The following is a 26,537-nucleotide window of genomic DNA, read 5'->3' as shown; positions in this document are numbered from 1 at the left end:
GTCCGGAAACGGAGTTGGCCCGATCCGCATGAGCGGTCGGAGTCCCGGCGTCGGGTTAAGGGTTGCAAACCGAAGGCGTCGGGGCGGACCCCAGCGCGGTGAAATTCGCCCGCAGCCATCGAGGGAAAGGAACGTTTGGATTGCCCGTCAGGAAGTTTCCCACCGGGCTCGCGCCGCCTCGACCGTGCGGCGGGCCGCATCGGTGGCCTGCTCTATAGTCATTTCACTGGTATCCAGCAAGACGGCGTCGTCGGCGGCCACCATGGGGCTGTCGGCGCGGCCCCCGTCGCGTTCGTCGCGCTTGCGGATGTCCTCCAGGATTTCCGGCAGGCTGACCTCCTCCCCCTGGGCCCGGAGCTGCTTCCACCGCCGCTGGGCGCGCACCTCGGGGCTGGCGGTGACATAGAGCTTGGCCGGCGCCTGCGGGCAGATCACCGTCCCCATGTCGCGGCCGTCCAGCACCGCCCCGCCCGGGGTGCGGGCGAAGGCCAGCTGCAGGTCCCGCAGGGCCAGGCGCACCGCCGAATGCACCGCCACCCGGCTGGCGCACTCCCCGGCGCTGCGGGTGCGGAACTCCGGATCATCCAGCATGGCCGCCGTCAGGGTCATGGCCACGGCCCCGGCGTCCTGCTCGCTGTCGAGGTCCTTGCCCGCCCTGCGGGTCAGCACCCCCACCGCCCGGTAGAGCAGGCCGGAATCCAGCACCGGCACGTCGTAGAGCGCGCCGAGCCGGTGGGCGATGGTCCCCTTGCCGGAGGCCGCCGGCCCGTCGACGGTGATGATGAAGGGCGGCTTCACTTAAGGTCCCCCCCGAGCCCGCGCATCATCTCGACGAAGCCCGGGAAGCTGGTGGCGATCATGCCGGGCTCGTCGACGCTCACCGGCGCCTCGGCGGCCAGGCCCATGACCAGGTGGGACATGGCGATCCGGTGGTCGCCCTTGGTGACCACCTTCGCCCCGCCGGCGGCCGGGTGGTTGGCCCGCGCCGCCCCCACCACGATCAGCCCCTCGGCCTCCTCCTGCACCCCGATGCCGCAGGCGGCGAGCCCCGCCGCCATCAGGGCGATACGGTCGCTCTCCTTGACCCGCATCTCGCCGATGCCGCGCATGTGGGTCGGGCCCTCGGCGAAGGCCGCGGCCACCGCCAGGATGGGATATTCGTCGATCATCGAGGGCGCCCGCTCGGGCGGCACGTCCACCCCGCGCATCGCCGAGTAGCGCGCGGTGACGTCGCCCACCTGTTCCCCGCCCTCGTCGCGCGGGTTCGAGATCGTGAGGTCGGCCCCCATCTCCCGCAGGGTGGTGAAGAGGCCCGTGCGCAGATCATTGAGCAGCACGCCTTCCACCGTCACCTCCGAGCCCGGGGTGATCAGGGCCGCCACCAGGGGGAAGGCCGCCGAGGAGGGGTCGCCCGGGACAACGATCCGCGTCCCCGTCAGCCTCTGGCCGGCGGCCAGGTTGATGTGGCGCTCGCCGTCCCGGTCCTCGACCTCGACGACCGCCCCGAAGGCCCGCAGCATCCGCTCGGTGTGATCCCGCGTCGGCTCCGGCTCGATGACGCCCGCCCCGCCGGCCGCGTTCAGGCCCGCCAGCAGCACCGCCGACTTCACCTGGGCCGAGGGCTCGGGCAGGCGGTAGTCGATGCGCCTCAGGCTCCCCCCCTGCAGGGTGAGCGGCAGCCGCCCGCCGGTCCGGCAGGCGAAGACCGCCCCCATCTCCCGCAAGGGCTTCATCACCCGGTTCATCGGCCGCCCGCGCAGGGAGGCGTCGCCGGTGAAGGTGGCGCTGATCGGGAACCCCGCCGCCGCCCCCATGATCAGCCGCACCCCGGTGCCGGCGTTGCCGCAGTCGATCACGTCGTCGGGCTCGGCAAACCCGCCCCGGCCCTCGACGCGCCAGGCGCCGTCGCCCAGGCGCGTCACCTGCGCGCCGAAGGCCGCCATGGCCGCGGCGGTGCGCTTCACATCGTCGCCTTCGAGAAGCCCCTCGATCTGCGTCGTCCCCTCCGCCAGGGCCCCGAAGATCAGGGCCCGGTGGGAGATCGACTTGTCGCCCGGGGCGCGCACGCGGCCCCGCAGCGGGCCGCCGCGTTGCGCGGTCAGTCCTGCCGACGTCATGGTATCGCCAAGCCTCCTTAAGGCTCTGCTGTTGTCACGAGGGGGTTTGCTTTTGACAGCGGCGCAGGGCCGTGGCAAGGGACCCGGCTTCATTCGAACCCCTTAGAGGCTTAGCCCTTGGCCAATCCCGAACTGGGCGCAAAGCAGATCTGTCCGAACTGCCAAGCGAAGTTCTACGACCTCACCCGTCGTCCCGCCCACTGCCCGAAATGCGGAACCGAGTTCGATCCGGACGAGGCGGTCCGCAGCCGCCGCAGCCGATCGCGCGTCGCCCCCACCGACCATGAGGTCGAGGAGGACGGCGAAGCTCAAGTCCGCGGCAAGTCGGAGGCCGATGACGACGAGGAAGAAGAAGAAGTCGTCACCCCGGAACTCGACGAAGTCGTCGACGCCCCGATCATCCCCGGCGACGACGATGACGACGACGCCGAACCGGGCGCCACGCCCGAGGACGAGCTCGCCGGCTTCTCCGAGGACGAGGAAGACCTTGAGGAGGACACCGACGACGTGCCCTTCCTCGAAGAGGACGACGAAGACGACTTCGACGACACCGAAATCGAGGGTCTGCCCGGCGAGGGCGACGTCGAAGACCGCTGATTTTGTCTGCGACAACCCGCCTGCAAATTTCCTTTGCGGGCGGGCTTGATCGCGGCGAACTGTCAGACTAGGTTCCGCGCCTCTTCGGGGAGGGCCTTCCAGTCCGCCCCCGGAGAAACCCGAGACCTCGGGGCTTTAGCTCAGCTGGTAGAGCGCTTGCATGGCATGCAAGAGGTCAGCGGTTCGACTCCGCTAAGCTCCACCATAACGGCCGCTTCCCACCGGAAGCGGCCGTTTCCATTTGGGGTTGGGACCGGCGCACAGAGCGGCCGTCCCCCACTCCGCTCATCCCGGCGACCCGAAGGGCGGCGCGAAGCAGTCAAGGCCGGGACCCGGATTTAGTCTCGGCTTTCGATCAGCATCCCGTTCGTGAGGTTCGTGGACAATCTATTGGGCCCCTGCGGCGGCGCTGCCTGAAGAGCAGAACCACGAACCTCACGAACAACACGAACGGTGGGTCATCCCCAACAGCGATGGGATGAACCTGGATCCCCGCCTTCGCCGCGATGAGCTGCGGGGCGATCGCCGACTTCCAAGGACCCCGCCCCTCTAGTGCAATCCTCGGGCCTTAACGGGGAGCCATGTCGATTTGCCACCGGGGCCATCGGGCCCTGCAGGACGCCTTCGGGAGCCGCGCCCTGGCCATCCGATCTGGAGCGGCCTGCCGGACGACCGGGCCGCGGTCCGGCGCGGCCCTTCCGAGGTTCAATGGAACGGCGCGCGTCATGGTCTTCCTGCTTCGTCAGAGCTATCTATACAGACGATGTCATTACGAATTATGTCGAACTTCAACATTCGTTGAACGGTATGCTCAATTTGAGTATACCCGTCACCGTTGAACCCTGCTGTTATCTAGAAATTAGGAGTTAATTTACAGGTGCAGGCGAAGTTCGCGGCGAGCATTCATCGCCTCTGCTTTGAGTCGGCGATTCCGCTCGGATAACAGTTGCCGAACGCAAGTATCGGCCGCGCGAACCTCGGGAGAGACATGGTGTTCGGCATCCATACGGGATCGGGCGGGAACGCCGGGGCGACCCTCGAGGCCTTGGGGCGATCCCTCGCCATCATCGAGTTCGACCCCAAGGGCGTGATCCTGACGGCGAACGAGAACTTCTGCGCCGCCCTCGGCTACAGCCTTTCGGAGATCCAGGGCCGCCACCACAGCCTGTTCGTCGATCCGGAGGTGGTGCGCAGCCCGGACTACGCCGCCTTCTGGGCCAAGCTGGGCCGGGGTGAATACGATTCCCGGGAATATCGCCGCATTGGCAAGGGCGGCCGGGAGGTCTGGATCCAGGCCTCCTACAACCCGGTGACGAATGCCCGGGGCCAGGTCCTGAAGGTTGTGAAGGTCGCCACCGACATCACCGCCCAGAAGCTCCGGAACACAGACTTCGAGGGCAAGATCGCTGCCATTAGCCGCGCCCAGGCCATGATCGAGTTCACCGTCGACGGCGACATCCTCGACGCCAACGAGAACTTCCTCAAGGCCCTCGGCTACGACCTAGCCGAGATCAAGGGCCGCCACCACCGGATGTTCGTCGAGCCGAAGTTCGCCCAGAGCGCCGAATATCACGACTTCTGGCGGCGACTGAACGCCGGGGAGTTCGTGGCCGCCGAGTTCAAGCGCATCGGCAAGGGGGGCCGCGAGGTCTGGATCCAGGCCTCCTACAATCCCATCCTCGACGCCGACGGCAAGGTGCTCAAGGTGGTCAAGTTCGCCACCGACATCACCGGCCGGGTCCAGGCCGTGGACGAGATCGCCGGCGCTCTGGCCAAGCTGGCCGACAACGACCTCACCTATCGGATTGCGCGCGCCATCGATCCCGCCTTCGAAAAGGTGCGCACCGACTTCAACGCGGCGATGACCACCCTGCAGGAGACCATGACCGCGGTCTCGGCCTCCACCGCCAGCGTCGGCGGGGGAGCCGATGAAATCGCCAGCGCCTCGGACGACCTGTCGCGGCGCACCGAGCAGCAGGCCGCCAGCCTGGAGGAAACCGCCGCGGCCCTCGATGAGATCACCGCCACCGTCAGGCGCAGCGCGGCCGGCGCCAAACAAGCCTCCAGCGCCGCCTCGAGCGCGCGCACCGAGGCCCAGCGGTCCGGCGAGGTGGTGCGCGAGGCGGTCTCGGCCATGGGTGAGATCGAAGGGTCGTCCAAGCAGATCAGCCAGATCATCGGGGTGATCGACGAGATCGCCTTCCAGACCAACCTGCTGGCCCTGAACGCCGGGGTCGAGGCCGCCCGCGCCGGCGAGGCAGGCCGCGGCTTCGCGGTGGTCGCCTCCGAGGTCCGGGCGCTCGCCCAGCGCTCGGCCGACGCGGCCAAGGAGATCAAGTCCCTGATCGCCACCTCCGGCGCCCAGGTCGAACGGGGCGTGAAGCTCGTCGGCGAAACCGGCCAGACCCTGCTGGGGATCGCCGAGAAGGTCGCCGAGATCGACGGCCTGATCTCCGAGATCGCCCTGTCCTCCCAGGAACAGGCCACCGGCCTCGCCCAGGTCAACACCGCGGTCAACCAGATGGACCAGGTGACCCAACAGAACGCCGCCATGGTGGAGCAGGCCACCGCGGCCGCCTCCAGCCTGCGCGGCGAGGCGCGGGAGCTGGTGCGACTTGTCAGCCGCTTCCAGTCCGGAGGCGCCGTGCATGGCGCGGCCCGCCTGGAACTGGCCGATCCCGGACGGCATGTGGCCGCCCGCAATCCCGTCGCTCAGCAGCGCGGCCGGCTGAAGGGGGCGTTCGGCTCGGCCGCCGTGGCCGAGGCGCCGGCCGGCGAGTGGGAAGAGTTCTGAGCTGAGCGGCGCCCCCCGGAGAGGGGAGACCTCGGGCTTTAGCTCAGCGGGTAGAGCGCTTGCATGGCATGCAGGAGGTCAGCGGTTCGACACCGCTAAGCTCCACCATGGCGGCCGCTTCCCACCGGAGGCGGCCGTCTCCATTTGGGGGCGGAAGCGGCGCACAGACTGACCACCCCAAACCCGCTCGGTCGGGCGGGTGACTGCCGCTTCCTAGACCCCGCCCCTCTAGTGCTATCCTCCAGCCTTCGCGGGGAGCCAGCCATGTCCATGTACCACCAGGGCCAGCGCGATCTGCAGGACGCCTTCGGCAGCCGCGCCCTGGCCGACCGGCTGGATGAGACCCTGCGCCACGAGCTCTTCACCGACCGCGACGCGGCCTTCATCGCGCAGCAGAGCTTCTTCTTCCTGGCCACCGCCGACAGCGAGGGGCGGCCCGACTGCTCCTTCAAGGGCGGCCCCGCCGGCTTCGCCCGTGTCATCGCGCCGGACGCCCTGGTGTTCCCCGACTACGACGGCAACGGCATGTTCCGCAGCCTCGGCAATCTGACCGCCAATCCGAATGTCGGCCTGCTGTTCCTGTCGGTGGGCGAGCGGCCCCAGCGCCTGCGGATCAACGGGACCGCAGAGGTGCTGCACGACGACCCGCTGCTGGCGCAAACCCCCGGCGCCCAGCTCCTTGTCCGGGTGACGCCCCGCGACATCTTCCCCAACTGCCCGCGCTACATCCCGACCCTGAGGGTCACCACGCCGTCGGTGTACGCGCCCGAAGCCGACAAGGCCGCCGTCGAACCCGAGTGGAAGGCCCACCCGATGTTCTCCGACGTGGTCCCGCCCCGACGGGTGTGAGGCGACGGCTCGCTAGCCCTCTCCACCTCCACCATTGAAACCCACCGGCCCGCTCACCATCTTCTGAGTCATCCGGGGGACCGCGCCAGGTCTCGGGCGGTCTTCCGGAGAGTCGCTTACAGCGAGGACTCTGAAATGACCCGGTCGATCGTCTTCGACTCACCTTTCCTGCTCGGTTTCGAGCACACGCGCAGCCTCATCGAGCGTGCCGCCAAGGCCGCCGCCGAGAGCTACCCGCCGTACAATGTGGAAGACCGCGGCGACGGCGGCCTGCGGATCACCCTAGCGGTGGCGGGGTTCACCCCCGACACCCTGCAGGTGACCATGGAGGACCGCCAGCTGGTGGTGGCCGGCAAACGCGAGGACGCCGGCAAGGCCGAGGACGCCTATCTGCACCGCGGCATCGCCGCCCGGGGCTTCATCCGAAGCTTCGTCCTGGCCGATGGCATGGAGGTGGAGAAGGCCCTGCTCGAACACGGCCTGCTGCACATCGACCTCGCCCGCCCCGAGCCCGACAAGCTCATCAAGCGGATCCCGATCCAGACGGCCGGCTGAACCCAGCGGTCGCAGTACGCGTTGCCCTTACAAGGAGGTGGTCTGATGACGCCTAACACGATGATAGATCTCACGACGGAAGCCTTCGCCGCCCTCGGCGCCCCCGATCTCGTCTATGTCCGGCCCATCAAGGCCTCCGAGATCCTCGCCTCCACCCCGGCGGCCCAGATCGAGGGCTTCAAGCTCGATCCCGAACAGACCCTCTACGCGGTCCACCGCGCCGACGGCGAACGCCTGGCGGTGATGACCGACAAGGACTCCGCCGTCGCCGCCGCCCTGGCCCACGAACTGGCCCCGGTCTCGGTGCACTAGACACAAACCCGCTCATCCCCGCGAAAGCGGGGACCCAGGCTTTTTCTGTTCAAGAAAAGCCTGGGGCGGAGCGGCGCTTGGCCGCGATTTCCTTTAAAACGCCTGGGTCCCCGCTTCGCGGGGATGAACGGAGACTAAGCCGCGCTCGACCGCGCTTCCTGCACCAGCAGCGCGTGGATCGCGTCGGGGGTGCGGGCCTGGCGCAGCTGTTCGCGCAGGTCGGCCTGCCGCAGCAGGCGCGACACCCGGGCGAGCGTCCGCAGGTGTTCGGTCGAAGCGTTGGGCGGGGCGAAGAGGGCGAAGATCAGGTCCACCGGTTGGTCGTCGATGGAGTCGAAGTCCACCGGATGGTCCAGGCGCACGAACACCCCGCGCATCCGCTGCAGGCCCTCGAGCCGGGCGTGCGGCACCGCCACGCCGGAGCCGACCCCGGTGGAGCCGGCCTGCTCGCGCTCGGCCAGCGCGTCCAGCACCACCCCGGCGTCGAGGCCGAACTGGCGCGCGGCCACCTCCGACACCACCGCCAGGACCTGGCGCTTGTTGGGGGCGCTGACACGCGGCGCTATGGCCGCGCGTTCCAGAATCTCACCGATCAACATCGTTCGTGACGCCCAAAACAATCAGAAACCGACCCGTGGAAAGACCAGATCGCCACGGGCCGGGCCGGAACGTCACGCCGGGACGTGGGTTCCGTTCAGTCCGTTCCCGTTCAGCGATTTGGTGCGTTCGGGGTCGATCCAGCCGATATTCCCGTCGGGTCGGCGATACACCACGGACAATCCACCGTGAGCGGCGTTCCTAAAGACGATTGTTTGGGATTCCGTCAAGTCCAGCTCCATGACCGCCATGGAAACGGTCATGGTCCGAAGGTCCTTTTCCGTTTCGGCGATGACCATCGCGGCGGGCAGGGCATGGGGACCGTGCGACGTTTCGCCGTCGTCGCCGACGTCCCAGGCCTCGTCCTCCTCGCCCTCGGGGGCGCGGATCACGAAATAGGCGGCGGTTTCGGCGGCCTTGGCGCTGGCCGCGGTGGAATGACTTTTCAGCCTTCGCTTGTAACGTCGGACCCGCGTCTCGATCTTGGACAGCGCCTGGTCGAAGGCGCCGTGGGCGTCGGAGCCCAGACCGTGACTCTGCAGCGCCTGGCCTGTGGCCAGCTTGACTGCGCAGTCGACTCTGAAGGAATGGCCCTCTCGGCTGACGACCACGTCCGCGGCGCCGCCGCGTTCGAAGTACTTGCCGATAGAACCGGTGATTTCGTCGGTGACCCGCTCACGCAGGGCCTCCCCAACGGCGACATGCTTGCCGGAAACCGAGACTTGCATGAGCTCACAACGCGCCTGACCGCCGATGGTGTCAAGCGCCTCCGAACCACCCCACGAGATGGTGTACGGCGCCCATCACGACCCCGGCGCTGAGGAACAGCAGGCCCCCTGAAACGGCCGCCAGGGCATAGCCGGCCAGGGCCAGCAGGCCGTCCCTCTGCACCATGGAAAAGCCCAGGACGGCGATGGTCAGGGCCGGCAGGACGTTGCCCAGGGGGATGGGCAGGATCAGCACGAAGGACAGCAATGTGCAGACCAGGCCGATCAGCCGGTCCCCCACCGGGCCGAACATGAAGATCAGCCGCGGCCGCGAGACCCGCTCGATCCGCTCCAGCCAGGGCAGCAGCTTTTCGAAGCCCCGCGCCAGGTCGGTCCGGCTCATCTTCCGGTCGTCGATGAAGGCCGGCAGCCACAGGGTCTGGAAGCCTATCACCATCTGCGGCGAGATCAGCAACAGGGGCGCCCCCAGGATGGTGGTGGAGCCCGGCGGCAGGGGCAGCAGGTTGGGCAGGGCCAGGACGAACATCAGGGCGCCGAAGGCCCGGCGCCCGAAGGTGTCGATGATCTCGCCCAGGGTCACGGTCTCGGCCGATTGCCGGCCGAGCGCGCGGATATGGGCCGAGAGGCTCAGGTGCTCGGGGGACGCTCGGTCAGGCATGCGGTCTCATATCGTCGGGCGCAGGCCCTGTCGCCAGCACAACGCTTCGGGAGCGAAAACGGCGGCCGTGGCTTTACAGGGGCGCGCGCTTTCGGCTAGGAGGCGCGCCATGCGGATCGCCGTCATTAAACGCGCCATTAAAACCACCAGGCTCTCGGGGCCTGGGGGTTCGCGCGCGCACGCCGCGTAGCCACCCCCAGCACCCCGCCGGAAGGTCGGGTGCTGAAGGTCCAGAAGCCTTGAGACAGCCCCGCCCTCCGGCCCTCAAACCGGAGAACGACCCATGTCCGTCCAAGTCGAACTTGAAAATCCCGCCCGCCAGCGCCTGTTCAATGTCGCCGTCGTCGGGGCCACCGGCGCCGTGGGCGCCGAGCTGATCGGCTGCCTGGAGCGCCGCAACTTCCCGGTGGCCAGCCTCAGGCTGCTGGCCTCGCCGCGCTCGGCGGGCAGGACCCTGATGTTCAAGGGCCAGCCGGTGACGGTGGAGGCCCTGACTCCCGAGGCCTTCGAGGGCGTCGACATCGCCCTGTTCTCGGCCGGCGCCTCCATAAGCCGCGAGTTCGCCCCCATCGCCGCGGCCAGGGGCGCCCTGGTGGTGGACAATTCCTCGGCCTTCCGGATGGACGCCGACACCCCCCTGGTGGTGCCGGAGGTCAATGGCGGCCTGCTGGACGCCCGCCCGGCCATCGTGGCCAATCCCAACTGCGTGGCCGCCATCGCGGTGATGGCGCTGGCGCCCCTGCACGCCCGCAACCCCATCGTCCGGGTGATCGGCTCGACCTACCAGTCGGCCTCGGGCGCCGGCGCGGCGGCCATGGAGGAGCTGGAGCTTTCCACCGCCGCCTACCTGGCCGGGGAGGCCTTCGCCCCCAAGGTCCTGCCGCACCCCTACGCCTTCAACGTCTTCAGCCACAACACCGCCATCGATCCCCTCACCGGGTACAATGGCGAGGAGACCAAGGTCATGGCCGAGATCCGCAAGATCATGGCCGCCCCGGATATGCGGGTATCCTTCACCTGTGTGCGCGTGCCGGTGCTGAGGGCCCACTCCATGGCGCTCAGCGTGGAGTTCGCCGAGCACATGTCGGTCAGCGTGGCGGAATCCCTCCTGGCCCAGGCGCCGGGGGTCCGCATCGTGAACGATAATGAAAACAACCACTTCCCCATGCCCGTCGAGGCCTCGGGCCAGGACGACGTGCTGGTCGGTCGGCTACGTGTCGACGCCAGCGATCCCTCGGGCCGCACGCTCACCCTTTTCCTGGCCGGGGATCAGCTCCTGAAGGGCGCCGCCTTGAACGCCGTCCAGATCGCCGAGCAATATGCCGTCTGATCCCTCCGTGGAGACCGACATGTTGCAGATCGTCCCCATCCCCCAGGCGCCCCAACACCGGGGCGCCTGGCAGGCTCTGTTCCAAGGCTACGGCGACTTCTACAAGCGCCCCATGACGGCGGAGATCTTCGACACCGTCTGGGCCTGGCTGAACGACCCGGCCCATGAGGTGGAGGGCGTGCTGGCGGTGCTGCATGGGCGGCCGGTGGGCCTGGCCCACTTCCGCCGCATGCCCCGTCCGCTCTACGGCGCGGAGGTCGGCTTCCTCGACGACCTCTTCGTCGACCCCGAGACCCGGGGCCACAGGGTCGGCGAGCGGCTGATCGCCCATGTGGCCGACGTGGCCCGAACCCGAGGCTGGGCCACGGTCCGCTGGCTCACCGCCGACAACAACTACCGGGCCCGCACCCTGTACGACCGGGTCGGCGCCAAGTCGCACTTCAACCTCTACGAACTGATCCCCTGAGGGCGCCTATGTACGAACTGCACTACTCACCGGGCACGGCCAGCCTGCTGCCCCACATGATGCTCCGCGAGCTGGGGGTCCCCTTCCAGCTGCGGCTGGTGGACCGGGAGGGCGGGGAGCAGGCCGGCCCGGCCTACCTGAAGCTCAACCCCAATGGCCGCATCCCGGTCCTGGTGGCGGACGGCCGGGCCCTCTACGAGACCGCCGCCATCGCCCTCCACCTGGCCGACCGCCATCCGGGCCTGGCTCCGGCCGTGGGGGCTCCGGACCGGGGCGACTACTACAAGTGGATGGTCCACCTGGCCAACACCACCCAGGCCGAGTTCCGGGCCTGGTTCTATCCCCATGAGTACATTGACGATCCGGCCCACGAGGCGTCCGCCAAGGCCGCGGCCGGCAAGCGGATGATGGCCAATTTCGGGGTCATCGCCGGCCAGCTCGAGGGCCGCGACTGGCTGCTGCCCTCAGGCTTCTCGGCCGCCGACCTCTACCTGCTGATGATGGTCCGCTGGGGCCGCACCCTGCCCCATCCGGCCCGGGAGAAACCGGTCCTGGCGGCCCACGCCGCCCGCGTCCTGGCGCGGCCGGCGGTGCAGGAAACCCTTGCGGTGGAAGGCCTTGCGGCGCCCTTCGTCTAGCAGGCGGCCTTCAGCACCCGGCGGCGTTCCACCGAGGACGGGATGCGCATGGCCTCCCGGTACTTGGCCACGGTGCGCCGGGCGATGTCGACCCCGGTCTCCTTGAGGATCTCCACGATCCGGTCGTCGGAATGGACCTCGGCCTCGCTCCGCTCGGTCTCGATCAGCTGCTTGATCCGGTGGCGCACGCTCTCCGAGGAGTGGGCCTCGCCGCCGCCGGAATTGGCGATGCCGGAGGTGAAGAAGAACTTCAGCTCGAACATGCCGCGCGGGGTGGCGATGTACTTGTTGGAGGTGACCCGGCTGACCGTGGACTCGTGCATGCCGATGGCGTCGGCCACGGTCTTCAGGTTCAGCGGCCGCAGGTGCTCGACCCCATAGGCCAGGAAGCCGTCCTGCTGGCGCACGATCTCGGAGGCGACCTTCAGGATGGTCTTGGCCCGCTGGTCGAGGCTCTTCACCAGCCAGTTGGCGCTGGCCATGCAGTCGGCCACGAAGACCTTCTCCTGGTCGGTCCGCGCCCCGGCCGAGACCCGGGCGTGGTAGCGCTGGTCCACCAGCAGGCGGGGCAGGGTGTCGGAGTTCAGCTCCACGTGCCACAGGCCGCCCAGGCCCTCGCGGACGAAGACGTCGGGGGCCACCGGCTGGCTGGGCTCGCCGCCGAAGGCCGCGCCCGGACGGGGCGTCAGGGACTTCAGCTCGGCGATCATGTCCTTGAGGTCCTCGTCGTCCACGCCGCAGGCCTTGCGCAGGGCGCCAAGGTCGCGGCGGGCCAGGAGGTCCAGGTTGTCCAACAGGGCCATCATGGCCGGGTCGCAGCGGTCGCGCTCCTTGAGCTGCAGCATCAGGCACTCGCGCACGTCGCGGGCGAAGACTCCGATGGGTTCGAAGCGCTGCAGCATGCGCAGCACGTCCTCCAGGAAGGTCGGGTCGCAGCCCAGCCGCTCGGCGGTCTCGGCCATGTCGACCCGCAGGTAGCCGCCCTCGTCGACGCTATCGACCAGCACGCTGGCGGCGGCGTACTCGATGCCGGAGAAGCCCGAGACCGCCAGCTGGTCGTGGAGGTGCTCGGCCAGGGTCTTCTCGCGGGTCAGGCGCTGTTCGAAGTCGTCGGTGTCCTCGAAGGAGCCGCCCTTGCCGGCGCGGGACCAGTCGATGGCGCCCCCGGCCTCGCCGGCGCCGTCGGCGGCGTCCCCGGTGTTGCGTTCGCCCGGGGAGGCCTCGGCCTCATGGCTGACGTCCATATGGGCCTCGGCCGCGCCCTCCGGAATCTGGTCGGAGGCGAAGTCCTCGGCGTCGCGGGGGCCGGCCTCGACATCGGGTTCGGAGTCGCGTTCGTCGCGCTGGAGCAGCGGGTTCCGCTCCAGTTCGCCTTCCACATAGGCGTCCAACTCCATGTTGGAGAGCTGCAGGAGCTTGATGGCCTGCTGCAGCTGGGGGGTGATCACCAACCCCTGGCCTTGCCGCATCTCTAAACGCGCGCCGAGCGCCAAAATCGCCTCCTGGCCTGTTTCTTGCTGGACAGGCTAGGCGTGCATTCACGAGTGATTGGTTAACCGGGCTGCGACCTTTTGGTTAACCATGATCTTTCGCCCCCTATTTCGGGGCTGAGGGCCGATATCGCTCGAACCAGGCCAGGATGGTGGCGGCCTTGGACGCCGCCTGGGACGGCCGTGACGCGATCCCGCCATGCGAGGCGCCCGGCACCTTGACCAGGGCCGTGGGCACGCCGCGCAGCTGCAGGGCCTGATAGTACTGCTCGGCCTCGCTGTCGGGGGTGCGCAGGTCCTTCTCGCCCACCACCACCAGGGTCGGCGTGGTGACATTGCCCACCAGGGAGAGCGGCGAACGGGCCCAGTAGCCCTGGGGATCCTCCCACGGCATCTTGCCGAACCAGTACTTGGCCATGCTGTTGTAGCCGTCGGTGGTGAGCACCTCGCTGGTCCAGTTGATCACCGGCTTCTGGGTGGCGGCCGCGGCGAACCGGCCGGTCTTGCCGACGATCCAGGCCGTCAGGGCCCCGCCGCCGGAGCCGCCGGTGACGAACAGCTGCTTGTCGTCGACGAAGCCCTTGGCGATGGCGGCGTCCACCACGCTCATCAGATCGTCATAGTCGTGGCTGGGATAGTTGCGGTCGATCTCGTTGGCGAAGGCCTCGCCATAGGAGGTGGAGCCCCGCGGGTTGGAATAGACCACCACATAGCCCGCGGCCGCGTAGAGCTGGTCGTCGGTGGAGAACACCGGGCCATAGGCCGAGAACGGCCCGCCGTGGATCTCCAGGATCAGGGGATACCTCTTGGCCGGGTCGAAGTTGGGCGGAGTGACGATCCAGGCGCCGATGGACTTGCCGTCATAGGACGAGGTGACCGGCAGGGCCTCCACCTTGCCCAGGGTCTTGCCCGCCAGCAGGTCGGTGTTCAGGGCCGTCAGCCGCTTGGCCGGGGCGCCCTTGCGGGCCACGGCGACGTCGGAGGGTCGCAGGGGCGTGCCTTGCGTGAAGGCCACCATCCCGTTGTCGGCCACCGAGAAGTCGCCACCGGTATAGGGCCGGTCCAGCCCCGAACCGGTCAGGCCGGTGGCCACGGTCTCGACCTTACCGTCGAGGCCGACCCGGGCGACCTTGGTCTCTCCCCTGTCGTCATAGCTGACATAGAGGCCGCGGCCGTCAGCGGCCCAGCGGGGCGAGCCCACGGAGCGGTCCAGGCTGGCGCTCAGCGCCCGGCTGTTCCGGCCGTCGCGATCCATCACATAGAGCACCACGTTCTCGTAGCCGCGCTGGCGGGCGTCGTCGAAGCCGAGATAGGCGATCTGGCGGCCGTTGGGCGACACCACCGGATTGAGGTCGGGTCCCACCCGCTTGGTGAGCGGGGTGAGCGTCCCGTCGGCCAGGGTCAACTGGAAGATCTCGCTCTCCTGGGGATCGCGCTCCCAGTTGGCGTTACGGTTGGAGGCGAAGAGCAGGGCCTTGCCGTCAGGAGTGAAGGCCAGGGGCCCGACGGCGTCGAAGCGTCCGAAGGTGAGCTGGCGCGGCGCCCCGCCCTCGGCCGAGACCACGAACACCTGGGAGAAGCCGGGCTTCAGTTCGCCGGCCCCGTCGGCGCGCCAGGTGACCCGGTTCTCCACCGTCAGCGGATCGGCCCAGGTCGCGCCCTCCGGCTTGGCCATGGGGGACCCCAGCCGATGCCCCTCGTCGGGGGTCAGCATGGTGAAGGCCAGGCTCTTGCCGTCCGGCGACCAGGTGATGTCGCCAGGCGACTGGTTCAGGCTGGCGAGCCGGGCCGACCGGCCGGTGGCCATCCATCGCACATAGAGCTGCGCCCCGCCGGGGCCCGCCGCCACATAGGCCAGGCGCTGGCCGTCCGGCGACCATCGGGGCGAGAAGTTCGAGGCGTCGTCGGCCACCAGGGGGCCCTGGGCGCCGCTCTGCGGGTCCACCAGCCAGATCGAGCGTCGGGCCCGGTCGGTCATGATGTCGTTGGTCGCCCGCACATAGGCGATGGTCCCGCCATCCGGGCGGATCTCGGGGTTGGAGGCCACCTCCAGGCCAAACAGGTCACGGCCGGTGAACAGCCGCTGCGGCCCCTCCAACACCTGGCCCACGGCGGGCGCGGTCAGGAGGGCGCAGAGGGCCGTGGCCAGCAGGACAGAACGCATGAAAATCCCCACATCACAGGACGAGACGCAAACCTTGCGGCCCATTAGAGGCGGTCGGGGGATGGATTGTCCAGCTTGAGCCGGATCAGCCGAAGCGTTCGCCCAGATAGACGCGGCGGACCTCGGGATCGTCGACGATCTCGGCGGGGGTGCCCTCGAACAGCACCTCGCCGGCATGGATGATCGCGGCGCGGTCGATGATGTCCAGGGTCTCGCGGACATTGTGGTCGGTGATCAGGATGCCGATGCCACGGCTCTTCAGGAAGGCGATCACCTCGCGGATATCGGAGATGGCCAGGGGGTCGATGCCCGCGAAGGGCTCGTCCAGCAGCATGAAGGAGGGCTCGCTGGCGAGTGCCCGGGCGATCTCCACCCGGCGGCGCTCCCCGCCCGACAGCGAGATGGCCGGCGCCTTGCGCAGGTGCTCGATGTGCAGGTCGGTGAGCAGCTGGGTGACCGTGGACCGCGCCTGGCCCATGTCCTTGGCCCGCAGCTCCACCACCGCCATCACATTCTCCTCCACGGTCATCCCCCGGAAGATGGAGGTTTCCTGCGGCAGGTAGCCGACGCCCATGCGGGCGCGCTGGTACATGGGCTGGGCGGTGATGTTCTCGCCGTCGAGATAGATGGCGCCGTAGTCCACCGGGATCAGGCCGGTGATCATGTAGAAGCAGGTGGTCTTGCCGGCCCCGTTGGGGCCCAGCAGGCCGACGACCTCGCCGCGGCGCAGACGCAGGGTGACGCCCTTCACCACCGGGCGGCCACGGAAGGACTTGCCGATATTGTCGACCACCAGCCCTTCGCCGGCCAGACCGGGGAGCGCGACGAAGCTTTCGGACTTCACCCCGGCCCCTAGCGCCGCGCGGCGGGCTGTCCCGCCTGCTGCTTGGGATAGAGCACGGTGCGGACGCGGCCGGGCTTGTTGCGGCCCTTCACGCCGCTCTGCATCTGGGCGTCGCCGGTGGAGACCTTGATCACCAGCTTGGAGCCCCGCAGGACGTTCTGGGCCTGGGCGGCCACCACGTCGCCGGTGATGGTGATGGTGTCAGCCGCCGCATCATAGACCGCCGCGTCGCCGCGGACCCGCTGCTGGGGGGTCACGTAATAGACCGAGCCCTTGGCCTCCATGCGGTCGAGCTGGTTGCCGCAGGAGGCGCCGGCCTGGCCGGTTCCGCCCGGCTTTGCCGAGGGATTGGGCTTGTAGAAGATCTTCAGCACGTCGGCCCGCAGGCGCACCGTGTCCTGCAGGGCCTCCGCGCCGCCGGAATAGGTGGCCAGGCACTGGGCGTTGATCACTTCCAGCTCGTCGGCGGTGATGTCCACCGGCGCGTCGGAGTTCTGCGCCAGTTGCGCCGCGGCCGGTCCGGCCACGAACAGCCCGCAGGCCAGTGCGCCCATCGCCCAATGCTTCATCGTCGCTAGCCTGATCATGCCCATGCCGTTCGAAAGTCTAGTGCGACTCGACGCGCGTGTGCACGCCGCCCTTGAACACCATGCGTTCGCCCTTGTCGTAAACGCCATAGGACTTCGCGATGATTTCTCCAAGCGCGCCGGCGCCCTGGATCTCGCCCGCGCCCTCCAGCTCGCCGGTCGCGGTGTTGAAGATGGAGGTCGCGGTGGAGAAATTCACGTCCCCGCCGTTCAATTTCACGCCACCCTCGAGATTCAGCACCCGCTTGTCCTCGCGGTAGACCCCGGCCTTGGCCGAGATGCGGGTGGGGCGCGGCCCCTCCTCGTCGAGGATCAGCATGGGGGTGTCGAGCATGACCCGCTGGTAGTCCTTGGGATCGCGCACCGCGACCTTGGCGGTGAGCACGAAGGCGCGGCCCTTGTCGTCGCGGCCGAGGAAGCGGGGATTGACCAGCTGGATGGGGGCGTCGGCGTCCTGGGGCTTGTCCTTGGACCCGGCCAGGGTGCTCTGGATCACGAAGCCCACCATGGACAGCAGGATCAGGCCAATGACCGCCGGCAGGATGACCCGAAGCCGCCGGATCAGCCGCGAGCGCTTGCGCCAGCGTTCGAAGTCGGCGCTGAGCTGGGGATAGCTTCCCTCGGCGAAGGCGGCGGTCACCGCGGCCTCACATATGGGCGAAGATGTCGACCTCTTCCCAGCCGGCCACGTCGAGCAGGGCGCGGTGAGGCAGGAAGTCGAAGCAGGCGCGCGCCAGATGGTCGCGGCCCTCGCGCACCAGCATGGCGTCCAGCCGCGCGCGCAGGGCGTGCAGGTGCAGGACGTCGGAGGCGGCGTAGGCGATCTGGTCGTCGCTGAGCTTGGCGGCGCCCCAGTCGGAGCTCTGCTGGGCCTTGGACATGTCGATCCCGGCCAGCTCCTTGGAGACGTCCTTCAGGCCGTGGCGGTCGGTATAGGTCCGCGCCAGCTTCGAGGCGATCTTGGTGCAGTAGACCGGGGCCGTCACCACGCCGAGGTGCAGATAGAACATGGCGATGTCGAAGCGGCCGAAGTGGAAGATCTTGGTCACCGCCGGATCGGTCAGCAGGGCCTTGAGGTTTGGGGCGTCATAGGTCGACCGGTCGAGCTGGACCAGGTGGGCGTCGCCCTTGCCGTCGGAGATCTGCACCACGCAGAGCGGGTCGCGGCCGAGCCGCAGGCCCATGGTCTCGGAATCCACCGCGACCGAGGTCGCGCCGGCGAAGGCGCCCTTGGGTAAATCGCCGATGTGCAGATGATTCGCCAAGGTCGCCTCGCTCCGGCGCAAACTAGATCCTCTCCCATATAGGGAGAGGGATGGTGCCCAGGAAAGGACTCGAACCTTCACGGCCGTTAAGCCACTGGCACCTGAAGCCAGCGCGTCTACCAATTCCGCCACCTGGGCCCGATCCACCGGATCGCGCGAGGGGGGTTCCTTAGGGCGCCGCCCCGGCCCGGTCAACGCCCCGCTTCACCTTCCTATCAAGTCGCATTGCGGCGCGGGGTCGGTTCGTCTATCCGAAGCGCCTCAAGACCCACTCAAATCCAAGCGAACCCCATGCAGGATCTGGTCACCGTCTTCGGCGGTTCGGGCTTTCTCGGAGCCCAAGTCGTCCGCGCCCTCGCCAAGCAGGGCCTGCGGGTCCGGGTGGCCGTGCGCCAGCCGCACCTGGCCTACAAGATGCGGCTGCTGGGGGATGTCGGTCAGATCGAGGTGGTCCAGGCCAATATCCGCAACGAGGCCTCCATCCGCCGCGCCGTCGAGGGCGCCGAGGCGGTGGTGAACGCCGTCGGCATCCTCTACGAGACCGGTCGCCAGAAATTCCAGAGCGTGCACGGCATGGGGGCGCGCAACATCGCCACCGTGGCCAAGGCCGCCGGCGTGCGCCGGTTCGTGCAGATCTCGGCGATCGGCGCCGACCCCGACTCGCCCTCCAAGTACGCCCGCACCAAGGCCATGGGCGAGGCCGCGGTCCGCGAGGCCTTCCCCGACGCCGTGATCGTGCGCCCCTCCGTGGTGTTCGGCCCCGAGGATCACTTCTTCAACAAGTTCGGCGAGATGGCGGTGATCAGCCCCGCCCTGCCCCTGATCGGCGGCGGCGAAGGCAAGCTGCAGCCGGTGTTCGTCGGCGACGTCTCCAAGGCCGTCGCCCGCTGCGTGGTCGATCCCGACTGCGCCGGCCAGACCTACGAGCTGGGCGGCCCCGTCGCCTACAGCTTCCGGCAGCTGATGGAGATCGTCCTGGCCGAGACCGGCCGCAAGCGCATGCTGCTGTCCCTGCCCTTCCCGGTGGCGGCCCTGATCGGCAAGGCCTGCGAGATCCTCGCCCTGACCCCGATCGCTCCGCCGCTGACCGAGGACCAGGTCGAGCTGCTGAAGTCCGACAACGTGGTCTCCGGCGACCTGCCCGGCCTCGCCGAGTTGGGGATCGAGCCCACCGCCGTCGAGGCGATCGTGCCGGCCTATCTCTACCGCTTCCGCAAGGGCGGCCAGTACGCCGACGAGACCGAGCGCCTCGCCGCCGCCTAGGGCGTGACTAGCGGCCCACCACGCCGAGCGCCACCAGACCGCCGACCCCCACCACGATCCGCCACCAGGCGAAGGGGGCGAAGCCGTGGCGGCCGACGAAGTTCACCAGGGTGCGGACGAAGATGAAGCCCACCACGAAGCTGACCGCGAAACCGACGGCGATCAGTCCGGCCTGGTCGACATTGAGGGCGTCCTTGTTCTTGTAGAGGTCGACGGCGAAGGCGCCGGCCATGGTGGGGATGGCCAGGAAGAAGGAGAACTCGGCCGCGGCCCGCTTCTCCACCCGCATCAGCATCGAGCCGACGATGGTGGCGCCCGAGCGGGAGACCCCGGGGATGAGGGCGAGGGTCTGGAAGAGCCCCACCACCAGGGTGGTCTTCCAGGTCAGGGCCATGGCGTCGCCCTCCCGTGGCGCAGGGGACCAGCGGTCCAGGGCCAGCAGCACCACCCCGCCGATGATCAGCGACCAGCAGATCAGGCGCGGGCTCTCGAACAGGATGGTCTTGATCACGTCGTGCAGGGCCAGGCCCGCGATGGCGCCCGGGATGAAGGCGATCAGCACCGAGATGGCGAAGGACCGGGCCTCTGCGCTGGTGGGCAGGCCGATCAGCACTTTCCAGAGCTTGCCGAAATAGAGGGCCACCACCGCCAGGATGGCGCCCAGCTGGATCAGGACCGTGAAGGTGTCCCAGAAACCGTCGGGCAGCCCCAGCAGGGTCTTGGTGAGTAGCAGGTGACCGGTGGAGGAGACCGGGATGAACTCGGTCACCCCTTCGACGATGCCGAGGATAACGGCGTAGATCCAGTCGGACATGGGCTGCTTTCAGGCTTGATGACGTGGTCACCAAGGGCCGGGATCAGGGTAAATTTGAGGTTCATCCCATTTATGGACTATATGAACCCTCGATCTGGAGGCTCGCCACCCTCGGTTAGGCCGGCAAAGGCAATATCGTCCCTATATTAGACCATCATATTTCCGGGCCTTGAAAAGGCGCGTAAAAGCCCCCTGCCCGCGGATCGGGTGGAGGGACGGCCATGGCCGAGCGGATGCTGAAGTTCACGACGGTCGAGCGGGCCACGCCGCCCAAGCGGGCGGCGGGCGAGCGCGCCGGCGATTTCCACGAGATCTACGCCGACTTCATCGACGCCAAGGCCCGCGAGCAGGCCTCGCGCTGCTCCCAGTGCGGGATCCCCTTCTGTCAGACCCACTGCCCCCTGCACAACAACATCCCCGACTGGCTGCGGATGACGGCCGAGGGGCGGCTTCAGGAGGCCTATGAGCTCTCCCAAGCCACCAATTCCATGCCCGAGATCTGCGGCCGCATCTGCCCGCAGGACCGCCTGTGCGAGGGCTCCTGCACCATCGAGCAATCGGGGCACGGCACCGTCACCATCGGGGCCGTGGAGCGCTACCTGACCGACAAGGCCTGGGAGGAGGGCTGGGTCCAGCCCCTGGTCCCCGGCCGACCCCGCGGCCGGTCGGTGGGAATCATCGGGGCGGGCCCCGCGGGCCTGGCCGCCGCCGAGCGCCTGGTGGAGATGGGCTACGCCGTCACCGTCTATGACCGCCACGACCGGGCCGGCGGTCTGCTGATCTACGGCATTCCCGGCTTCAAGCTGGAGAAGGACGTGGTGATGCGGCGCACCCAGCGGCTCGCCGATGGCGGGGTGGAGTTCAGGCTGAACTTCGAGGTGGGCGTCGAGGCCAGCCTCGATGACCTGCGCGACCTGCACGACAGCGTGCTGATCGCCACCGGGGTCTATGCCGCCCGCGACCTCGTGGTCCCCGGCGCGGGTTCGGCGGGGGTCACCCCGGCGCTGGACTATCTGATCGCCTCCAACCGGGCGGGCCTCGGCGACGAGGTTCCGGAATTCGTCTCCGGCGCCCTGCACGCCAAGGACCGCGACGTGGTGGTGGTGGGGGGCGGCGACACCGCCATGGACTGCGTGCGCACCGCCGTTCGCCAAGGGGCCCGCTCGGTGACCTGCCTCTACCGCCGCGACCGGGCCAACATGCCGGGCTCGGCCCGCGAGGTGGCCCACGCCGAGGAGGAGGGCGTGGTCTTCGAATGGCTGGCCGCGCCGCGCGCCGTGCTGGGGGAGGCCGACCTCGCCACCGGCGTGCGGGCCGCCCGCATGCGGCTGGGCGCCCCCGACGCCAGCGGCCGCTCGGCGCCCGAGGAGATCGAGGGCGCCGACTTCGAGGCCCCCGCCGGCCTGGTGATCAAGGCCCTGGGCTTCGATCCGGAGGACCTGCCGGCCCTGTTCAAGGCGCCCGACCTGGCGGTGAGCCGCTGGGGCACGGTGAAGGCCGATTTCCGCAGCCTGATGACTAGCATCCCGGGCGTCTTCGCCGCCGGCGACATCGCCCGCGGCGCCTCCCTGGTGGTCTGGGCGATCAAGGACGGCCGCGACGCCGCCGACGCCATCCACCGCTACCTGACGGAACCCGCGCTCGTCGCGGCGGAGTGAAGATCATGAGCGAGCAAACCCCCGCCTGGAGCGACGGCGACACGCAGCGTTTCCTCGAGAACCGCCAGCGCCTGATCGACGGCCACGCCTATGACGCCGACAGTGAACGGGACGCCTGCGGCGTGGGCCTCGTCTGCGCCCTGGACGGCCAGCCACGCCGCGAGGTGGTGGAGCTGGCGATCCGGGCGCTGAAGAGCGTCTGGCACCGCGGCGCCATCGACGCCGACGGCAAGACCGGCGACGGCGCCGGCGTGCTGGTCTCGGTCCCGCAGGACTTCTTCGCCGACCAGGTGAAGCGCACGGGGCACAAGCTGCGCCCCGGCCCCATCGCCGTTGGCCAGGTCTTCCTGCCGCGCAACGACCTCAACGCCCAGGAGGCGGCCCGCACCATCGTCGAGGCCGAGGCCCTGAGGTTCGGGTTCTACATCTATGGCTGGCGCCAGGTCCCGGTGGACACCAAGGTCATCGGCGAGAAGGCCAACGCCACCCGCCCCGAGATCGAGCAGATCATGCTGGCCGGACCCGCCGGCCTGGAGGGCGAGGCCCTGGAGCGGGCGTTGTTCCTGTGCCGCAAGCGCATCGAGAAGCGCGTGGGCCAGGCCGGCATCCAGCAATTCTACCTGTGCTCGCTGTCGGCCCGCTCGCTGATCTACAAGGGCATGTTCCTGGCCGAGCATATCGACGCCTTCTATCCCGACCTGACCGACCAACGGTTCACGGCGGCCGTGGCGATCTTCCACCAGCGCTATTCCACCAACACCTTCCCGGAATGGCGGCTGGCCCAGCCCTTCCGGATGCTGGCGCACAACGGCGAGATCAACACCAAGAAGGGCAACCTGAACTGGATGAAGAGCCACGAGATCCGCATGGCCGCCGACGCCTTTGGCGACTTCGGGGACGACGTGAAGCCGGTGATCCAGGACGCCAGCGGCTCGGATTCCATGGCCCTGGACAACACCTTCGAGGTGCTGGTGCGGGCCGGACGCGACGCCCCCATGGCCAAGGCCCTCCTGATCCCCGAGGCCTGGGCGCACAAGAGCGACGACCAGATCAGCCCGGCCCACAAGGCGCTCTACGCCTATTGCAACGCAGTGATGGAGCCCTGGGACGGACCGGCGGCGATCTGCGCCACCGACGGCCGCTGGGTGGTGGCCGGCAAGGACCGCAACGGCCTGCGGCCCCTGCGGGTGACCTATACCGACGATGGTTTGCTGATCATGGGCTCGGAGGCCGGCATGTGCCGCGTCGACGAGGCGCGCATCGTGCGCAAGGCCCACATCCAGCCCGGCCGCATGGTGGCCGTCGACCTCGCCGAGGGCCGCCTCTACGAGGAGGACGAGATCATCGACCGCCTGGCGGCCCAGCACCCCTATGACCAGTGGCTGGGCAACATGGTGGACCTGGAGGCGCAGATCGCCCCCGGCCCCGAGCCCCGCGCCTACGCCAGAGAGGAGCTGACCCGGCGCCAGGCCGCCGCCGGGATGAGCCTGGAGGACCTGGAGCTGCTGCTGGCCCCGATGATCGAGGACGGCAAGGAGGCGGTGGGCTCCATGGGGGACGACGCGCCGCTGGCGGTGCTGTCGGACCAGTACCGGCCGCTGTCGCACTTCTTCCGGCAGAACTTCAGCCAGGTGACCAACCCGCCGATCGACTCCTTGCGGGAGACCGGCGTCATGAGCCTGAAGACCCGGTTCAAGAACCTGGGCAACATCCTGGCCCAGGACGAGGCCCAGACCGACGTCTTCGTGCTGGAGAGCCCGGTGCTCACCACCGGCATGTACCAGCGGATCATGGGCTTCATCGGCGAGGGCTCCGTGGCCACCGTCGACTGCTCCATGCCGATCCCGGCGGGCGAAGCCCGGCCCGGCGACGCGCTCAGGGCCAATCTCGACCGCATCCGGGCCGAGGCCGAGGACGCGGCCCTGCGCGGCTGCGCCACCATCGTGCTCACCGACGAGGCTTCGGGACCGGGCCGGGTCGGCCTGCCGATGATCCTGGCCACGGGCGGGGTCCATTCCTGGCTGGTGGCCAAGGGGCTGCGCTCCTACGTCTCGATCATCGTGCGCTCGGCCGAGTGCCTGGACACCCACTATTTCGCGGTGCTGGTGGGGGTGGGGGCCACGGCGGTGAACGCCTATCTGGCCCAGGAGAGCTTCCAGGACCGGCTGGAGCGCGGCCTGGCGGGGGAGCTCACGCTCCACGACGTCTGCCGCAACTTCAAGCACGCCATCGAGGGCGGGCTGCTGAAGATCATCGCCAAGATGGGGATCGCGGTGATCTCCTCCTATCGCGGCGGTTACAACTTCGAGGCCGTCGGCCTGAGCCGCGCCCTGGTGGCGGAGTTCTTCCCGGGCATGCCCTCGCGCATCTCCGGCATCGGCCTGGCCGGTCTGGAGGCCAAGGCCGTCGAGGTGCATCGCCGCGCCTGGGATCCGGGGGCGGTCAGCCTGCCGGTGGGGGGCCTCTACAAGGCCCGCGCCAGCGGCGAGAGCCACGCCTTCGAGGCGCGCATGATCCACACCCTGCAGCGCGCCTGCGACAGCGGCGACTACGCCGCCTACCAGGCCTTCTCCGCCGGCATGCGCCGCCAGCCCACCCTCCAGTTGCGCGACCTGCTGGACTGGCGCTCGCCCGAACGGCCGGTGGCCCTCGACGAGGTCGAGAGCGTCAACGAGATCCGCAAGCGGTTCCTGACGCCGGGCATGAGCCTGGGGGCGCTGAGCCCCGAGGCCCACGGGGTGCTGAACATCGCCATGAACCGGATCGGGGCCAAGAGCGTCTCGGGCGAGGGCGGCGAGGACTCCGCTCGCTACAAGCCCCTGCCCAACGGCGACAACCCCAACTCGGCGGTCAAGCAGATCGCCTCGGGGCGGTTCGGCGTGACGGCGGAATATCTCAACGAGTGCCGCGAGATCGAGATCAAGGTCAGCCAGGGCGCCAAGCCCGGCGAGGGCGGGCAGCTGCCCGGCTTCAAGGTCACCGAGCTGATCGCCCGTCTGCGCCACGCGACGCCGGGGGTGATGCTGATCTCACCCCCGCCGCACCACGACATCTATTCCATCGAGGACCTGGCCCAGCTCATCTATGACCTCAAGCAGATCAATCCCACGGCCAGGGTCTGCGTGAAGCTGGTGGCCATGACCGGCATCGGGGCGATCGCGGCGGGCGTGGCGAAAGCAAAAGCAGATGTGATCCTCATCTCCGGCAATGTCGGCGGGACCGGCGCCTCGCCCCAGACCTCCATCAAATATGCCGGCGGGCCCTGGGAGATGGGGCTGTCGGAGGCCAACCAGGTTCTGACCCTCAACAACCTGCGCCACTCCGTGCGGCTGCGGGCCGACGGCGGCATGCGCACCGGACGCGACATCGTCATCGCCGCCATGCTGGGGGCGGAGGAATTCGGGATCGGCACCGCCAGCCTGATCGCCATGGGCTGCATCATGGTGCGCCAGTGCCATTCCAACACCTGCCCGGTGGGAGTCTGCACCCAGGACGAGGCCTTGCGCGAGAAGTTCTCCGGCAGCCCGGAGAAGGTGATCAACCTCTTCACCTTCATCGCCGAGGAGGTGCGCGAGATCCTGGCCTCCCTGGGCTTCCGCTCGCTCCAAGAGATCGTCGGCCGCACCGACCTGCTGGCCCAGGTCTCCCGCGGCGGCGAACACCTGGACGATCTCGATTTGAACCCCCTGCTGGTGATGGCCGATCCGGGGTCCAACCCGCGCCATTGCGTGGTGGAGGGCCGCAACGAGGTGCCCGACACCCTGGACGCCCAGATCGTCCGCGACGCCGCCCCGCTGCTGGAGCGCGGCGAGAAGATGCAGCTCACCTACACGGTGCGGAACACCGCGCGCGCCATCGGATCGCGGACCTCCTCGCACATCGTGCGGAAGTTCGGGATGACCGGCCTGCCGGCCGGGCACCTGACCGTGCAGCTCAAGGGCTCGGCGGGGCAGAGCCTGGGGGCGTTCGCGGTCCAGGGCCTGCGCATCGAGCTCACCGGCGAGGCCAACGACTATGTCGGCAAGGGCCTGTCGGGGGCCACCATCATCCTGCGGCCCTCGCCCCACCTGGCGGCGCCGGAGGCCAACGCCATCCTGGGCAACACCGTGCTCTATGGCGCGACCTCGGGCCGGCTGTTCGCGGCGGGCCTGGCGGGCGAGCGGTTCGGGGTGCGCAACTCCGGGGCGGTGACCGTCGTTGAGGGCTGCGGCGCCAACGGGCTGGAATACATGACCGGCGGGCGGGCGGTGATCCTGGGGCCGGTGGGCTTCAACTTCGCCGCCGGCATGACCGGGGGCATGGCCTATGTGCTGGACCCGCACGACCGCTTCCTGACCCACCTGAACACCGACAGCGTGGTGGTGCAGCGGATCGGGACCCGGGCCTGGGAGGCGGAACTGAAGGGGCTGGTGGAGGAGCATGCGCGGGAGACCGGCTCGGCCTTCGCCGCCGGCATCCTGCGCGACTGGGACCGGCACCTGGGGAAGTTCTGGCAGGTGGTGCCCAAGGAGATGGTGCACCGTCTCGACAAGCCGCTGGCCGAGGAAGAGGCGGTGCATCACCGGGCGTAGCTCTCTGGGGCCGATGGGCCCTCAAGAGGTGGAACCACGAACCACACGAACGTCACGAACGGGCGGTGTCACACTCTCAGTGTCATCCCGGCCGCAGCGAAGCGGAGGGCCGGGACCCAGATGCGCGGGGCGTGCCGGACAGATCGATGCGTATGGGTCCCGCACTTCCGGCCTTCGGCCTGCATGCGGGATGACACGGTTTGCTTGTTCGCGTGTTCGTGTGGTTCGTTGACAATCTGA

General features: G+C 68.9%; 23 protein-coding genes and 2 tRNA genes. 12 read left to right on the top strand and 13 right to left on the bottom strand.

Annotation, left to right across the window (positions count from 1 at the left end; all coding sequences use genetic code 11):
- Window positions 1–147: 147 nt before the first annotated feature.
- Complete coding sequence (cmk, locus tag ACO06I_RS17480; protein WP_421933897.1) at window positions 148–798, bottom strand: (d)CMP kinase; 651 nt, start codon at window positions 796–798, stop codon at window positions 148–150.
- Window positions 795–2,117, bottom strand: a complete 1,323-nt coding sequence (gene aroA / locus ACO06I_RS17475; protein ID WP_421933896.1) for a 3-phosphoshikimate 1-carboxyvinyltransferase — start codon at window positions 2,115–2,117, stop codon at window positions 795–797. Before aroA ends, cmk begins: the two co-directional genes overlap by 4 nt.
- Before the next feature lie 117 nt (window positions 2,118–2,234).
- On the opposite strand from aroA, the gene ACO06I_RS17470 reads away from it, so the two are divergent.
- The 6 genes from ACO06I_RS17470 to ACO06I_RS17445 all read left to right on the top strand — a co-directional run bounded on the left by ACO06I_RS17470 (window position 2,235) and on the right by ACO06I_RS17445 (window position 7,224).
- A complete protein-coding gene (locus tag ACO06I_RS17470) occupies window positions 2,235–2,714 on the top strand; it encodes a TIGR02300 family protein (protein WP_421933895.1) in 480 nt (159 codons plus the stop codon).
- A gap of 129 nt (window positions 2,715–2,843) precedes the next feature.
- Window positions 2,844–2,919 (top strand) — tRNA-Ala (locus tag ACO06I_RS17465).
- A 783-nt stretch (window positions 2,920–3,702) separates the two neighbouring features.
- Complete coding sequence (locus tag ACO06I_RS17460) at window positions 3,703–5,508, top strand: methyl-accepting chemotaxis protein (RefSeq protein WP_421933894.1); 1,806 nt, start codon at window positions 3,703–3,705, stop codon at window positions 5,506–5,508.
- Between the two features lie 264 nt (window positions 5,509–5,772).
- Window positions 5,773–6,357: a pyridoxamine 5'-phosphate oxidase family protein gene (locus tag ACO06I_RS17455; RefSeq protein ID WP_421933893.1), complete on the top strand. Its 585-nt coding sequence runs from the start codon at window positions 5,773–5,775 to the stop codon at window positions 6,355–6,357.
- 135 nt (window positions 6,358–6,492) lie between these two features.
- Entirely contained in the window at window positions 6,493–6,912 is a 420-nt protein-coding gene (locus ACO06I_RS17450) for an Hsp20 family protein (protein WP_421933892.1), read from the top strand.
- Window positions 6,913–6,957: 45 nt separating this feature from the next.
- A complete protein-coding gene (locus tag ACO06I_RS17445; protein ID WP_421933891.1) occupies window positions 6,958–7,224 on the top strand; it encodes a DUF1150 family protein in 267 nt (88 codons plus the stop codon).
- A gap of 134 nt (window positions 7,225–7,358) precedes the next feature.
- Here the strand turns inward: ACO06I_RS17445 and ptsN are convergent, their stop codons facing one another.
- The 3 genes from ptsN to ACO06I_RS17430 all read right to left on the bottom strand — a co-directional run bounded on the left by ptsN (window position 7,359) and on the right by ACO06I_RS17430 (window position 9,207).
- On the bottom strand, window positions 7,359–7,823 hold the full coding sequence (ptsN, locus tag ACO06I_RS17440; protein WP_421933890.1) for a PTS IIA-like nitrogen regulatory protein PtsN: 465 nt from the start codon (window positions 7,821–7,823) through the stop codon (window positions 7,359–7,361).
- A gap of 72 nt (window positions 7,824–7,895) precedes the next feature.
- Entirely contained in the window at window positions 7,896–8,549 is a 654-nt protein-coding gene (gene hpf, locus ACO06I_RS17435; protein ID WP_421933889.1) for a ribosome hibernation-promoting factor, HPF/YfiA family, read from the bottom strand.
- A gap of 31 nt (window positions 8,550–8,580) precedes the next feature.
- A complete protein-coding gene (locus ACO06I_RS17430; RefSeq protein ID WP_421933888.1) occupies window positions 8,581–9,207 on the bottom strand; it encodes an exopolysaccharide biosynthesis protein in 627 nt (208 codons plus the stop codon).
- A gap of 283 nt (window positions 9,208–9,490) precedes the next feature.
- Here ACO06I_RS17430 and ACO06I_RS17425 point away from each other — a divergent pair, with 283 nt between their 5' ends.
- Genes ACO06I_RS17425 through ACO06I_RS17415 form a run of 3 tightly spaced genes read left to right on the top strand, consistent with a single transcriptional unit; the run spans window position 9,491 to window position 11,641 of the window.
- Window positions 9,491–10,537: an aspartate-semialdehyde dehydrogenase gene (locus ACO06I_RS17425; protein ID WP_421933887.1), complete on the top strand. Its 1,047-nt coding sequence runs from the start codon at window positions 9,491–9,493 to the stop codon at window positions 10,535–10,537.
- 19 nt (window positions 10,538–10,556) lie between these two features.
- Complete coding sequence (locus ACO06I_RS17420) at window positions 10,557–11,003, top strand: GNAT family N-acetyltransferase (protein ID WP_421933886.1); 447 nt, start codon at window positions 10,557–10,559, stop codon at window positions 11,001–11,003.
- A gap of 8 nt (window positions 11,004–11,011) precedes the next feature.
- A complete protein-coding gene (locus ACO06I_RS17415; protein WP_421933885.1) occupies window positions 11,012–11,641 on the top strand; it encodes a glutathione S-transferase family protein in 630 nt (209 codons plus the stop codon).
- On the opposite strand, the gene rpoN is transcribed toward ACO06I_RS17415, so the two are convergent.
- The 7 genes from rpoN to ACO06I_RS17380 all read right to left on the bottom strand — a co-directional run bounded on the left by rpoN (window position 11,638) and on the right by ACO06I_RS17380 (window position 18,129).
- The gene (gene rpoN, locus ACO06I_RS17410; protein ID WP_421933884.1) at window positions 11,638–13,134 is read right to left on the bottom strand and encodes an RNA polymerase factor sigma-54; all 1,497 of its coding nucleotides are present in this window, start codon (window positions 13,132–13,134) and stop codon (window positions 11,638–11,640) included. The two genes, ACO06I_RS17415 and rpoN, sit on opposite strands and share 4 nt — an antisense overlap.
- 103 nt (window positions 13,135–13,237) lie before the next feature.
- Complete coding sequence (locus ACO06I_RS17405; RefSeq protein ID WP_421933883.1) at window positions 13,238–15,295, bottom strand: prolyl oligopeptidase family serine peptidase; 2,058 nt, start codon at window positions 15,293–15,295, stop codon at window positions 13,238–13,240.
- Between the two features lie 85 nt (window positions 15,296–15,380).
- Window positions 15,381–16,106, bottom strand: a complete 726-nt coding sequence (gene lptB, locus ACO06I_RS17400; protein WP_421935102.1) for an LPS export ABC transporter ATP-binding protein — start codon at window positions 16,104–16,106, stop codon at window positions 15,381–15,383.
- Between the two features lie 41 nt (window positions 16,107–16,147).
- Window positions 16,148–16,693: an LptA/OstA family protein gene (locus ACO06I_RS17395; RefSeq protein ID WP_421933882.1), complete on the bottom strand. Its 546-nt coding sequence runs from the start codon at window positions 16,691–16,693 to the stop codon at window positions 16,148–16,150.
- A gap of 52 nt (window positions 16,694–16,745) precedes the next feature.
- Window positions 16,746–17,366: an LPS export ABC transporter periplasmic protein LptC gene (gene lptC / locus ACO06I_RS17390; RefSeq protein WP_421933881.1), complete on the bottom strand. Its 621-nt coding sequence runs from the start codon at window positions 17,364–17,366 to the stop codon at window positions 16,746–16,748.
- 7 nt (window positions 17,367–17,373) lie between these two features.
- Window positions 17,374–17,991 carry a ribonuclease D gene (locus ACO06I_RS17385; protein WP_421933880.1) on the bottom strand — a complete coding sequence of 206 codons (618 nt, stop codon included), beginning with the start codon at window positions 17,989–17,991 and terminating at the stop codon, window positions 17,374–17,376.
- A gap of 51 nt (window positions 17,992–18,042) precedes the next feature.
- Window positions 18,043–18,129, bottom strand: a tRNA-Leu gene (locus tag ACO06I_RS17380).
- Between the two features lie 153 nt (window positions 18,130–18,282).
- On the opposite strand from ACO06I_RS17380, the gene ACO06I_RS17375 reads away from it, so the two are divergent.
- A complete protein-coding gene (locus ACO06I_RS17375; RefSeq protein WP_421933879.1) occupies window positions 18,283–19,254 on the top strand; it encodes a complex I NDUFA9 subunit family protein in 972 nt (323 codons plus the stop codon).
- A gap of 7 nt (window positions 19,255–19,261) precedes the next feature.
- Here the strand turns inward: ACO06I_RS17375 and ACO06I_RS17370 are convergent, their stop codons facing one another.
- Window positions 19,262–20,068 (bottom strand): undecaprenyl-diphosphate phosphatase, encoded by an 807-nt coding sequence (locus ACO06I_RS17370; protein WP_421933878.1) that lies wholly within the window; start codon window positions 20,066–20,068, stop codon window positions 19,262–19,264.
- A gap of 221 nt (window positions 20,069–20,289) precedes the next feature.
- On the opposite strand from ACO06I_RS17370, the gene ACO06I_RS17365 reads away from it, so the two are divergent.
- Window positions 20,290–21,726: an NAD(P)-dependent oxidoreductase gene (locus tag ACO06I_RS17365; protein ID WP_421933877.1), complete on the top strand. Its 1,437-nt coding sequence runs from the start codon at window positions 20,290–20,292 to the stop codon at window positions 21,724–21,726.
- Between the two features lie 5 nt (window positions 21,727–21,731).
- Complete coding sequence (gene gltB, locus ACO06I_RS17360; protein ID WP_421933876.1) at window positions 21,732–26,297, top strand: glutamate synthase large subunit; 4,566 nt, start codon at window positions 21,732–21,734, stop codon at window positions 26,295–26,297.
- Window positions 26,298–26,537: the final 240 nt, after the last annotated feature.

This window comes from Phenylobacterium sp. (assembly GCF_965229015.1).
Lineage (GTDB): Bacteria > Pseudomonadota > Alphaproteobacteria > Caulobacterales > Caulobacteraceae > Phenylobacterium.
This window is presented reverse-complemented; position numbering and strand designations above follow the sequence as displayed.